The sequence below is a fragment of the Lysinibacillus sp. G1-3 genome (assembly GCF_056322905.1).
Genome location: NZ_JBWHYQ010000004.1, coordinates 60,126 through 72,195, shown reverse-complemented (window position 1 = coordinate 72,195; position 12,070 = coordinate 60,126). Strand labels below are relative to the sequence as shown.

At 33.4% G+C, this 12,070-nt stretch carries 12 protein-coding genes and 1 pseudogene; 6 read left to right on the top strand and 7 right to left on the bottom strand.

Annotated elements, in window-relative coordinates:
• The first annotated feature begins 451 nt into the window (after window positions 1-451).
• Window positions 452-1,603 carry a serine hydrolase domain-containing protein gene (locus ACVYAD_RS05120; RefSeq protein ID WP_476425040.1) on the top strand — a complete coding sequence of 384 codons (1,152 nt, stop codon included), beginning with the start codon at window positions 452-454 and terminating at the stop codon, window positions 1,601-1,603.
• Window positions 1,604-2,340: 737 nt separating this feature from the next.
• On the opposite strand, the pseudogene ACVYAD_RS05115 reads toward ACVYAD_RS05120, so the two are convergent.
• Window positions 2,341-2,531: pseudogene (locus ACVYAD_RS05115) on the bottom strand (transposase); the annotation flags it as partial.
• Between the two features lie 191 nt (window positions 2,532-2,722).
• Between ACVYAD_RS05115 and ACVYAD_RS05110 the strand changes: the two are divergent.
• From ACVYAD_RS05110 to ACVYAD_RS05100, 3 genes are all read left to right on the top strand, one after another.
• Window positions 2,723-3,550, top strand: a complete 828-nt coding sequence (locus tag ACVYAD_RS05110) for a helix-turn-helix transcriptional regulator (RefSeq protein ID WP_476425039.1) — start codon at window positions 2,723-2,725, stop codon at window positions 3,548-3,550.
• A gap of 118 nt (window positions 3,551-3,668) precedes the next feature.
• The gene (locus ACVYAD_RS05105) at window positions 3,669-4,619 is read left to right on the top strand and encodes an ABC transporter substrate-binding protein (protein ID WP_476425037.1); all 951 of its coding nucleotides are present in this window, start codon (window positions 3,669-3,671) and stop codon (window positions 4,617-4,619) included.
• A 67-nt stretch (window positions 4,620-4,686) separates the two neighbouring features.
• Complete coding sequence (locus tag ACVYAD_RS05100; protein WP_476425036.1) at window positions 4,687-5,025, top strand: cupin domain-containing protein; 339 nt, start codon at window positions 4,687-4,689, stop codon at window positions 5,023-5,025.
• A 751-nt stretch (window positions 5,026-5,776) separates the two neighbouring features.
• Here ACVYAD_RS05100 and ACVYAD_RS05095 read toward each other — a convergent pair.
• The 6 genes from ACVYAD_RS05095 to ACVYAD_RS05070 all read right to left on the bottom strand — a co-directional run bounded on the left by ACVYAD_RS05095 (window position 5,777) and on the right by ACVYAD_RS05070 (window position 10,451).
• Window positions 5,777-6,115, bottom strand: a complete 339-nt coding sequence (locus ACVYAD_RS05095; protein ID WP_476425034.1) for a GntR family transcriptional regulator — start codon at window positions 6,113-6,115, stop codon at window positions 5,777-5,779.
• Window positions 6,116-6,231: 116 nt separating this feature from the next.
• Window positions 6,232-7,818: a hypothetical protein gene (locus tag ACVYAD_RS05090; protein ID WP_476425032.1), complete on the bottom strand. Its 1,587-nt coding sequence runs from the start codon at window positions 7,816-7,818 to the stop codon at window positions 6,232-6,234.
• Window positions 7,808-8,509, bottom strand: coding sequence for an ABC transporter ATP-binding protein (locus ACVYAD_RS05085; protein WP_476425030.1), 702 nt, complete (start codon window positions 8,507-8,509; stop codon window positions 7,808-7,810). The genes ACVYAD_RS05090 and ACVYAD_RS05085 overlap by 11 nt, the downstream gene beginning before the upstream one ends.
• 20 nt (window positions 8,510-8,529) lie before the next feature.
• Window positions 8,530-9,309: an ABC transporter permease gene (locus ACVYAD_RS05080; RefSeq protein WP_476425028.1), complete on the bottom strand. Its 780-nt coding sequence runs from the start codon at window positions 9,307-9,309 to the stop codon at window positions 8,530-8,532.
• Between the two features lie 4 nt (window positions 9,310-9,313).
• Window positions 9,314-10,216 (bottom strand): ABC transporter ATP-binding protein, encoded by a 903-nt coding sequence (locus ACVYAD_RS05075; protein ID WP_476425026.1) that lies wholly within the window; start codon window positions 10,214-10,216, stop codon window positions 9,314-9,316.
• Complete coding sequence (locus ACVYAD_RS05070) at window positions 10,200-10,451, bottom strand: PLD nuclease N-terminal domain-containing protein (RefSeq protein WP_476425024.1); 252 nt, start codon at window positions 10,449-10,451, stop codon at window positions 10,200-10,202. Before ACVYAD_RS05070 ends, ACVYAD_RS05075 begins: the two co-directional genes overlap by 17 nt.
• Window positions 10,452-10,628: 177 nt before the next feature.
• Between ACVYAD_RS05070 and ACVYAD_RS05065 the strand changes: the two genes are divergently transcribed.
• Together ACVYAD_RS05065 and ACVYAD_RS05060 are read left to right on the top strand one after the other, a co-directional pair.
• Window positions 10,629-11,174 (top strand): helix-turn-helix domain-containing protein, encoded by a 546-nt coding sequence (locus ACVYAD_RS05065; RefSeq protein WP_349659528.1) that lies wholly within the window; start codon window positions 10,629-10,631, stop codon window positions 11,172-11,174.
• 33 nt (window positions 11,175-11,207) lie between these two features.
• Window positions 11,208-12,068: a YitT family protein gene (locus ACVYAD_RS05060; RefSeq protein ID WP_349659529.1), complete on the top strand. Its 861-nt coding sequence runs from the start codon at window positions 11,208-11,210 to the stop codon at window positions 12,066-12,068.
• Window positions 12,069-12,070 lie beyond the last annotated feature (2 nt).

The window sequence follows — 12,070 nt, the reverse complement described above, 5'->3', positions numbered from 1 at the left end:
TTAATATAACATTGTAAAAGCAGAAAACTCAGACTATAATATAGGGTAAATAGTATAATAAAATAAAACTAGACCTTATTTTTAGAGGATTTGAGTTTGATTATATATAATCAAACTTTATAATCAAACTTTTATTTGTATATAAAAATACATCCATTAAATCTAGATAATGGATGTATTTTTTATTGTGGTCTTTTAATAAAGTTTGATAATTTTCTTATTCCACAATCGGGCCATATTCTTGAATAAAGGGATTGCTCAAATAGCCGAATTTTGAAATAATTGTTATTAACTTAAAAGGTAGTTTAATGGAATAATAATTTGATAAAAAAGAAGAAGTTAACTTGTTTTATATTTTCAACTTTATATAACCAACAATAAGAGGTCCACCCTCCAGATAATAATGTATATCATATTAAATACAAAAAACATAGATGGAGGTCATCGAATTATGAATGGACAAAATTTGAAACATAAAGAACTAGATAAGGTATTAGACTTCTTAGAACAAAATAGTCTATTTAGTGGGGTTGTATTATTATCTGAGGAAGGTAAAACATTTTACAAGAGAGCAATTGGTAAGAGAACTGACTCAAGTCAACAGTCTCTTGATGCAGTCTTTGAAATTGCCTCACTTACGAAGAGCTTTACAGAAATGGCAATTATGATACTAATTGAGGAGAAAAAACTTGAGCTACATGATAATCTTAAAAAGTTTTTTCCTTTTCTTTCTTATGAAAACATTACTATTAAAAATCTGTTAAATCACACTTCTGGACTTCTAGATTACATGGAATGGTTTGAAGATCCAGGTAACTGGGACCCTAATAGAATTGCAACGAATAAAGATGTAGTTAAATTTTTGAAGGATGTAAAGCCTGAAGTATTATTCCACGCGAATGAAAAGTGGGAGTATTGTAATACTGGGTATGTATTACTTGCAGAAATCATAGAAATGGTTTCTAAAATGGGGTACGGAGAGTTTTTACAGAAAAGAATATTCACACCTTTAAATATGTTCAATACATCAACGCATTCGCAATTTCTAGATAGCAAAATTGAAAATTTTTCGTTAGGTTTTATCTATGATTGGGAACATGACTTGTATAGACTTCCGAATGCAATGGAAGAACATAAGTATGTTTACTTCCTTGATGGTGTTAAAGGTGATGGCGGTATAAAATCCACCGTAGATGATATGATAAAATGGGAGCGTGCTATTTATAATAATGACCTGGTATCAGAACAAACAAAGGAAAGTATTATAGATCCAGTTTTCATTAAAGGAGAAGGTGCTAATGGGTATTGTCCTTGTTTGCACGAAAATTTCGGGGGATATGGACTTGGATGGAAAATAGAGAACCATCCTCAATATAAGAAGATTATACTTCACGAAGGATATTGGGCAGGTTATTATTCAGGGTTAATTAGTTACAAGGATAGTAACAAAGCTATAATAATGCTAAATAACTTAGACTTTACGGATAACGAGTTAAACAAGATACCATATTTTTTAACTCTTACTTTAGAGAAGATTTTATTCGGTGAAAAAGCAGGGATACAAGAGTTTGAACAGTTAATAATGTCTAATCGTTTAGAATAAACAAGAGGCTTATTCCATTAAAGGGCGCGATTCTGTACTAAGGATCAGCGCACGTTTTCATTAAAGGTTCATTTAATGGAATAAATACAATTAAAACTTACATTTTGATTTATATTATTCTTAAATGTAAGTTCCATTTGAGTGTAATAGTTTAAATTTTAGTTAGTTATACTGATTTAAAATATTATTTAACTTTTCCTTCATACATTCAATAATTCAGATGGACTTTTAATAAAAGCTTCTTCACCAAAAGTAATAAAATAATTAAAAAAAAAGTAAATATCACTTTTTGAGATATTACCTTTCAAAATTCCAGTACCATCTTCTCTTTTAGACAACCCTATATCTTCTCAATATCTTCCCATTTTTCGGATTTATACATTTCCACTCCCTTGTTAGTAATACAATTTAATATTAGTTTCGATGAACCGTATCATAAGTAAGTTCGGTTTTAATCTTGAACCACAAAACGTTGATTTGACTACATTTTAGGTGGTTTTTAAACTCTATATTAATGATAATTAAGCCAAAAAAACATGAGATGAACTGTTTATGAAAAAGACTGGGAGATGGATTGGTGTAGTTGTTATATATATTATCGGCTTTTTTCTAAGTGTATTATCTAGTACTCATCTCTTTAATGACTGGGACATAACTAGCTGATAGTCAAGAAAAAGAGAATTCGATGTTATTCGAGTTCTCTTTTTTTCTGGATTCAATGAGTTCTCCCGTTTTCTCTACCCTATTTCTCTGTAAATACCCGTGTATTTTTGGAGATTGACCCCCATCAATGCAAGCCCTATTTCGTTTTCAACCTTTGATTTCCCCTGACAGAGAAGAGTGAGACGTAAATTAGCCTTCAAAATCCAAAAACTGGTTCTATATTGATTTTTCGTTGTCGATAGATGGCACCTGTTTTTTCTTCTGCGGAGCTTTGTACTATATTTTACTGTTATTGAGGTTTTGTCCCAGCCTCTACTGAGTCATCGATTGACAATGATAATCATTATCGGTAATGTGAAAATAGGCGAGAGTCTTCATGCCCACCTTTCAGCGGCAGATTTTTGATTGATTCCGCCCGGATTACCGGCAAACTATTATTGAAATGAGGTATGTAATATGAAAATCGACGTTAATCAGTTAGCAGAGCATTTAGCACACACTCCTTTTCAAGTAGAAGGAGTATACCGATATGCTAGAAATTCAGGTGTGCCTTACGCTGACTATACCGATTCTTTCCCTGGATTTGTTTTTCCACTTACAGGAAAGACACAATTTCAATTTAATGGCACGCCTTATACCCTTTCGCCAGGAAAAGTTGTGCATGGGGGTGCAAAAATGAAACTAGCTCAAGAAATTTTTGGTAACACGAATTGGGAATATATTCTTGTTTTATACCGGATATGCAACTCAGAACTAGAAGAGTCAAGCTTTTCTCATCAGCATTTTGAATTATCAACAGGACAATCTCCTCGTCTTATCGAATTAATTATGCGTCTTTGGCATGTATATAATCAGCGTGGAGGCATTTCGATGTTTCAGACAGAAATGCTGTTTCGCGATGCACTGAATGAAGCCTTATTATGTGTTGTTAATAGGCAAAATAGCTGTGAATCACATACTTTATTCGAACGGGTGTCTAATTATATTCATGAATATTATTATCAAAGCCTTACAATAACATCACTTGCAGAACAAAATAACGTTAATCGAAATCGACTTTCTTATGTATTTAGAAGACATGCAGGTATGGGACCAGCAGAATATTTATTAAAATATCGTATAAACATGGCGCAAGAAATGCTATTTACAAGTGATGCAACTGTACAACAAATTGCGCAAACTGTTGGAATTGCTGACCCCTTTTATTTTAGTAGAGTGTTCAAGAAACAATTTGGTATTTCTCCTACTGAATATCGAGAAAAATTCATCAATAATCCATGCTAATTTCAACAAGCATCCATTCTAATCTAAAAATTACTTTATTATACTAATGGCATACCAAAGAAAATAATATGTTGGAGGAATTTCGTATGCTAAAGATATTAAAAGCCTGCTAATCTCAATGCTATTATTAGCAGGCATACTAGCAGGTTGTAATGAAACGCCTGCTGAAAATAAAGGATCAACTACAGAAGGCGCATCATCAGCAGTTAATGTAGATGCAACTGATTGGCCAAGAACATTTAAGGATGCCTTAGGTAAAGAAATTGTTATCGAAGAAAAACCAGAAGAAATGGTCTCGCTATGGTATTTTTATCCTGAAATATTAGTTACATTAGGTGAGCCGCCTGTTGCTACTACTGAAAAAGAGTATCTATCTTCTTTATCTTATCTAGCAGGAAAATTGGATTCAGCTGAAGAATTAGGAGATAAATTGTCTCCTAGTATTGAAAAAATTCTATCTACTGAGCCGGATTATATTTTAGCAACAGAACATCATGAAAAATTGTATGATTCACTAGAAAAAGTTGCGCCAGTCATTACGTTAAAATCCAAGGACATCTATGAAGATTGGCAATATGGAGTCCGTACAATAGCTGAGATTATTGGAAAAGAAGAAGAAGCGGAAAAAGTAATTGATAAAATGATGAAAGAAATCACAACTTGGCGTGATGCATTAAAGTCGATTCAAGGAGAGTCAGTAGCACTTATATTGTCTTGGGATGGAAAAACTTTTAATGTTCTAGGTGAAGAAAATCCTGTTTATACACTTGCATTTGATAAAGAAAAGGGACTGGGGCTTACACCAGATGATACATTAAAAGGTAATAATAATAAATTTACTACGTTTGAAGGAATTTCAACTGTTCAAGCAGACCATATTTTCCTTATAGGTGACATTACAAAAAAAGAAAAATTAATGAATGACTTAAAACAAAGTAAAGTATGGAATAATCTGAATGCCGTAAAGAAAGGCAATGTCCATTTAATGGATACCTCTGCTATTACTGGTGGTCCATTAGCTATCGAATATGCTTTGAAAAATATAACAAATGCCCTGCATAAGTTCTGAAAAGTCGAGAAGAATTCCTTCGAAAACAAACGGCATTATGAAGGTCAAAAAATAAGGAGAGATGAATATGCATTACCAAGCTATTAATCTGAATGAGAAACTATCTCAATTCAACGAGCTCTGGTCACCGAAAGTCGTTGGTGAAATAAATGACTTTCAATTCAAGTTGGTTAAGATTGATGGGGATTTTATATGGCACGAGCATCAAGGCGCCGATAAGGTATTTATTGTGCTCGAAGGAGAGATGTTCATTGCTTTTCGTGATGGTCAGGTGAAAATTTGCAAGGGAGAGATGTTTATTGTTCCAGGAGGAGCCGAACACAAGCCTTTCGCCGAAAATGAATGCCATATCATGTTGGTGGAGCCTAAAGGCACAGTAAATACTGGTGGTTCTGAGTCCGAATAAATAGCAGCCAATGCTCCTTGATCCTAGTGTGTTACTAGTACGAACTCAATGTATGAGAACATGATTCATGTACATTGGCTTGTCGAACGGTGCATGTATAATGTATATACGCTCCTTGATGGGAAATTTGTCAATCAAGGAAGTATTATTACGGACGCAGGTGTCTCCGCTATCTGGATGGAGCAGAACTTCCGTATCGTCCATGGCGGACAGTCTGATGAAATAATGATCTGCAACAAAATAGTAAATATACAATAGAATTAATTGATGGTGAATGTTATATTACATCTTTAGAGAGATATGATTAAGCAAAACTAAAAAACCTCACTTAGCCATATCACGGAGAACCGTATCATAAGTATGTACTATTCGATATTAGATTTGCTTTTCTTATTGAACTAACGGGGTGCAATATTTAAACAAGAAATATGCTTATAATCTCCCACAATCGGGCGCAATTATGAAGTAACGCTGTAGAAAATGATCAAACTTTTTTATAATAAGCAAACTAAAAAATGCTAAAGAAGCATCCATTTTGATTAGTCTTTTTTCAAAATGATGCTTCTTATTATTTGTTCAAACTTTATTTTAAAGCTACATTTATATCTCATTAAGAATTTTTTGTATGGCAGTTACTTATCCTGCCTTACGACGAGGTCTATTTCGGAAAGACCAAGGATGAGTTTACTAAAATACATGTTAATTAAATAGAGATGGCTTCTGTATATTGCAGCAGCCATCTCTTTCTCTCTTAACGCTCACTATAATATTTATGCAAATTTTCATGTAACATCTGCTGTAGTTGATGTTCGATAATACTTAAAACATAAGCTTCACACATTATTTGTTCAACCTTTATAGAAATTTGTTGAAGGTCAAAGCTCTTTGCTTCAGCGGACTTAATAACAATTGCTTTTGAGTTAGGTTTTATATCAATTATCCCCTTCTTTTGAAGCTCCTTGTAGCTTTTATGAACGGTATGAAGATTGAGATTTGTTTCAGCCGCTAAATTACGAATGAAAGGCAATGGGTCACCATTTTGCAAGTTCCCTTTTGCTATTTCAAAAAGAAGTTGCTGGGTTAACTTCACATCAATTTCGCCTTGGCGTAATTGCGTCCGGACGCTGTATCTTCATTCAGTAGGTGTTTGGTCACCCACTGAATTAAGATACAAAGGAATGTTACTCTTTAGATCTAATTTCACATTCAATTGTTTAAGTATCCTTTCATATTCTTTCCTTCAAAAAACATTTTATAAATTACTGTAATTGTACATAAAGTTACAATTACCAAAATAATTAGGGCTGTCATCGATGGAGAAACATTGAAAGTAAGCAAGCTAAAATGGAGAAGCCCAATGACAATCAATATCGGTAATCCATAAAGCAAGCTTATTAAAACTGTAGGATTTGATTTTATTGCCTCCGATGGATTAGACCATTCAAGTAACGGATGCCTTCTATCATAAAGCGGAGACAATAAATTATAAGTCATGACTAATAGTAAAGTAATCAGTAAATGCAGTACTGTTATAAAACCAGCTCTAGCAAATAGCATATAAATAATATAGCTTATTACAACCGATATCATGCCGATACATGATGAAGTCATAACTTTTGCTAGATAAACCTTTTGTGAATCAAATGGCAGTGTCATGCTAGATGCATAGTATTTCCCCTCTCTTGAATAGGGAGTCCCACTAATATTGTTCATACAACTCATCAACAAAACCATATAGACAAATAGAAAAGATTCGTTGTCCAACATCCATTCAACCTTTAAAATAGTCGTCTGTCCGAGAATTAAATAAATGATTGTACAAATTGGCGTTAAAATCATCCCTAAAATAGCTTGCATTTTAAAATAAGGTTCAGACTGAATAATCCAATATTCACGCTGCAAATAATTGATCCAGCTGCTTTGAATATCTCTCCCCCAAACTTTAGTCGTTTTTTCTATTCTACTTACAAGCAAGCCATGTTCATAATACTTAGACGCTATTATTTTTATAGTTGCTTTAAACAATACATAACATAGTACGAATAATAAGATAAAACTTATTGCCGTATTAAATGACAAAAGCGTCTCCACCAATGACTGTTGCATTGCAAAACGATAACCTATTTCTAGAAAATCAGAAATTGAAGCACTTAAGGATGATATTGTTGAAACATCTAATTTCACTAAAACAGTGCTGATTGCATGATTATTTTTTATTAGAAAGTACAGTATTGGGCTTATACCAATACCTACTATAAGCGTCATCCTAACTAGTAGAAATACGGATGCATTAATAAACACACTGCGAAAATGATTCAAAATGGACAACACTAATAGAAGGATTAATACAATTAAAACGTTCATGACAAGTAAAAATACTATTGATTTTATAGCAACACCTAGACTAAACTCTTTCAGGAATATCGAAAATGTAGGTATTGATAAAATACTTACCGCCATTATCGGTAGAGTTACTCCACTTATAATTTTAGACATGACAACCTTTTTCGCTGAAATCGGTAAATGAGCAAATATAGCAAAATCACTTTGACTAAACACTACCGAAATGGCAAAATACGAAATCAATAAATATGTCACACCATTTGAAAGAAGAACATTGTAAAATAAATACTCCTCTGGGGTCGCTATGAAATAGATAATGAAGGTAAGTACAAAATACTGCATGGCTACATAAATAAATGCAATAATTAGGAGTGCTTGAATTACTGGCTGCTTTGGCTTTGCATAAAAGGATGTTAAAAAGAATTTGATTAATTGCATATTATCCTTCATTAGCTTGTTTCTCCATAAAAATAGTCTCTAAGCTCCCATCGACTAGCAATTTCTCAACACGCTCATGTAAGACGATCTTGCCATCTTTTAAAAACGAAATGGATTGACAAATTTTCTCAGCAACATCTAACAAATGAGTTGAAAAGAGCACGGTCCCCCCTTTTTCAACATACTCTTTCATACAATTTTTAAAAGCAACGACAGCAAGTGGATCTAATCCATTTAACGGCTCATCCATAATTAGGATAGGCGGACTAATTGCAAAAGCAGTAATCAACGCAATCTTATGAAGCATTCCATAAGAATACGTTCCCATAGGTTTATAAATACTTTTTTCCATACCAAAGATGCTAATAAAGCTTTGTAGTTTTTCATCATCAGTCTTTTCATATAGCTTCAAAACAAAATGTATCCAATCATATGCCGCTATATTTGGAAATACATGAATCGTATCGGGTATAAAATAAAATTGCTTTTTATATTCTAGCGATTGCGATTTCGAAACATTATTAATTATTATTTTTCCGCAATTTTGTTCTACTAATCCAGCAATACAATTTAATGTCGTTGTTTTACCTGCACCATTCCCACCAACAAACGCCAGTATTTCTCCCTTTTCTATTTTTAACTCTACTCCTTTTAAAACCTCCTGCTGGCCATACGACTTCTGTAAATCTTGTATCGATAACAAATTTTTTCACCTAATTTCATTTAAAATTTCTTTTTCGCAATGAAACTTTGCATAGTAATGATCATCAATACAACTAACAGCAGCGTTACTACAATATTGATGCCAACCCAAGATCCCACATCACCCGACATTAAAATATTTGTTGCATACATACTATTACTAGCAGGGTTTATAACATCTATTAATGGATGTAGGCCAGCGATAAAACGACAAATAAATAGGCTAACAATACTTATTAGTGCAATAAATGCAGGACTATTAAAAAATGTACTCATCATTGCGACAAACGTTATGATGAATACTAGCCAAACACAATAAAATGCTAAAGCCCACATAGCTTGCGTCATAGGAACCGAAGTAAATAAATACGCTGAATAGCCATAGGACACTGCATAGCCAAGAGCTATACATATAACCGCCAATATATAATGGATGATGATTTTACTATTTAAATAAGAAGATATCGATACTGGCCTTGTTAAGATAAATGCCATCATGCCATTCGCTTTTTCTCCTTGAATAATGCTCATAGTGGCAACGACCAATATAATAATGCCTAGCTGATCAAACTGTGAATTTAATGTTGAGGCTAGTACCTCCTGTCCCACAGGCTTTGCCATCGTAGGATCAATTATTATACCCTCAATACCACCCGCTGATTGTAAAATAACAGGTAAATAATACATCATAATCGGCTGAGTTAGCCCTAGTAAAATAAATACGATTGGGAGCCAAAATATTTTATATTCCCTTGCCATTTGCTGTACTTCTTTTTTGCTTAATGCAATAAAAGCACTCATTTTATTACACCACCAATTCCAAAAATATTTCTTCTAGATTGTCTTGAATACCTACTTCAAATTTAGTAAACATCACTTTTGAATCTAATCCATGCTGTATTAGTCGATTAGCATCTGTTTGCAAATTTTCAACGTGTATTTTGAAGCCATCTCCACAGTTTTCGATTTTCTTCACATATGGTAAATGTTCAATCATTGTTAACCACTGAAAATCTGCCTTTCTGATCACAAAAAAGATAGCTGATTCTTGATGGCGTTTTAGCAGCTCTGACTTTGTAGCATCTTCTATTTTGCAACCATTTTTAATCATCACAAAGCGCTCACAAATTTCCTCTGCATCGCTCAATATGTGCGTTGATATTAAAACTGTCGTTTCTTGTTTGATCTCTTTTAATAGATTTAACACTTCTCTTCTACCTATTGGATCTAGCGCTGATACCGGTTCATCCATAATCATTAAAGCTGGCTTATGCAATAATGCTTGTGCGATGCCAAGGCGTTGCTTCATACCACCAGAAAATGTCCCGACATGACTATGTGCTTCCTTCCCTAAGCCGACCTTTTCTAAAAGCAATGGGATTTCTTTCTTCAATTCATTCTTTGCTACGCCAGAAAGTGTCCCCATAAAGGACAATGTTTCAAATGCTGTCATCCATGAAAAAAAATTAGGATACTGAGGTAAGTAACCAATATGATTTCTCATAGATGAAATCTTTTGACCATCAAGAAGAATTTCTCCTTTGTCTGCATTCAGAATATCGGCAATGATTTGAATTAACGTGGATTTCCCCGCTCCATTTGGTCCAATTAATCCGACACACTCATTAACATCAATGACCATTGAAAAATCATTTACGGCTGTTTTTTGTTTAAACTTTTTCGTAATATTTTTAATTTCTAAGCGCACGTTTATTTACATCCTTTCTACCAATAATGAAGTATAGAACAGAACCAATTGAATTACAGAACAAAATAATAATGGTCCACATTAGTATGTTTTCTCTCGTATCGCGGTGCCGGTATAAGTCGAATAAAGCAACAATGATTAGAACAAATCCTACGAATATAAATGGCAAAATGATTGGAAGTATACTTGCCCAATCTATTTGTAGTAAATCATCAAAACCATAGTGTAATTTCATTTCTAAAGCCCTCCATTCATTATCATTATCAATAATGATAACAAAAGATGTAAAAAATTTCATTACCTTTTTACTGTACATCCTTTTAAAAAACCTATAGTATATTTTTTGGTAATGTTCTCATATTGATAACATTTGATTGCTTCCCTTGATTCCATATGATAGGAGGATCGTTTTATGCGGAATAAAGCAGAGGTATTAATGCACCCTGTGAGAATGAAAATTTTACAAGCTCTCATGCACGAGAAAGAAGATGGCTTAAGCACTTTGGAGATGATTTCTATCATAAAGGATGTACCTCAAGCTACTTTGTATCGGCACATTCAAATTTTAGTGGATGAAAACATCATAAAAATTGTGAAAGAGCGAAAAGTACGTTCTGTTACAGAAAAATTTTATGCAGTAAATGAAGGAGCAGAAAAACTTAATGAGGATGATTGGGCACAACTAACAATCAAACAAAAATTAAATTATGTTTCCTACTATCAATTAACTTTACTATCTCAATATCAAAATTATTTACATTCACTTGATGAAGAAGAAAGTCTTGCAGATTGTGCAACTTTTTCATTTATTGATTTAACGTTAACGAATGATCAATTCAATAAATTTGAAAATGAATTAAATGGTTTAATTAATAGATACTATAATATGGCCGACTCAAATAAAGAGACTGATACTGAGACAAAAACAATAGCAATAAATATTATTCCAAAACCTTAAGTAGTATTTTACATAAAGAAATGGAGAAGATTTATGAAAAAAAGTAAGTCAGTTGAAAACACAAGAAAATTTATCATGATTATAATTGGCGCCATCATCGCGGCATATGGACTAGAAGCGGTATTAATTCCGAATGATGTCATTGATGGTGGCGTGACGGGGCTTAGTATTATGGGCGCAACCCTCTTTGGTATTCCATTAGGCGTACTGCTCTTTGTATTAAACATTCCGTTTATTTGGATTGGCTACAAACAAGTAGGTAAAACATTTGCATTGATGAGTACTGCTGGGATTGCCGCTCTATCTATTTCCACAGTGCTTATGCATGATGTTAAAACAATTTTAGGTCCGAATGATCCACTATTAATTGTTTTATCTGGTGGTATGTTACTTGGTGTTGGGATTGGGATTGTCTTACGTAACGGTGGCGCTTTGGATGGCTCTGAAATTTTAGCCGTGTTACTTTCACGTAAGGTTCCGTTTTCAGTCGGGGATATTATATTATTTATTAATGCCTTTATTTTCTTAGGGGCAAGCTTTATTTTTGGCTTAGAGAGCGCACTATACTCAGCTTTAACATACTTTATTGCGAAAAACGTTATCGATATTATCCAAGATGGTTTAGAAAAATCAAAAGATGTTCGTGTTGTCAGTGCAAGATCAGAGGAAATTGGTGATGCGATTCAAGCTCGTTTAGGTCGTGGTGTTACATATACTAAAGGGCGAGGCGGTTTCTCCAATGAACCAACTGATATATTAAACTGTGTTATTAACCGTATGGAAGAAAATAAACTTGTATCAATTATTAAAGATATTGATGAAGGTGCCTTCATAGTTATTTCTGATGTTTCAGAGGTACGTGGTGGGAACTTCAAAAAACGTGATATTCACTAAAG

Coding starts and splice junctions, on each gene's coding strand:
- ACVYAD_RS05065 (WP_349659528.1), top strand. CDS start 10,629: ATGCGGAATAAAGCAGAGGTATTAATGCACCCTGTGAGAATGAAAATT.
- ACVYAD_RS05080 (WP_476425028.1), bottom strand. CDS start 9,309: ATGAGTGCTTTTATTGCATTAAGCAAAAAAGAAGTACAGCAAATGGCA.
- ACVYAD_RS05090 (WP_476425032.1), bottom strand. CDS start 7,818: ATGAAGGATAATATGCAATTAATCAAATTCTTTTTAACATCCTTTTAT.
- ACVYAD_RS05100 (WP_476425036.1), top strand. CDS start 4,687: ATGCATTACCAAGCTATTAATCTGAATGAGAAACTATCTCAATTCAAC.
- ACVYAD_RS05105 (WP_476425037.1), top strand. CDS start 3,669: ATGCTATTATTAGCAGGCATACTAGCAGGTTGTAATGAAACGCCTGCT.
- ACVYAD_RS05110 (WP_476425039.1), top strand. CDS start 2,723: ATGAAAATCGACGTTAATCAGTTAGCAGAGCATTTAGCACACACTCCT.
- ACVYAD_RS05060 (WP_349659529.1), top strand. CDS start 11,208: ATGAAAAAAAGTAAGTCAGTTGAAAACACAAGAAAATTTATCATGATT.
- ACVYAD_RS05120 (WP_476425040.1), top strand. CDS start 452: ATGAATGGACAAAATTTGAAACATAAAGAACTAGATAAGGTATTAGAC.
- ACVYAD_RS05070 (WP_476425024.1), bottom strand. CDS start 10,451: ATGAAATTACACTATGGTTTTGATGATTTACTACAAATAGATTGGGCA.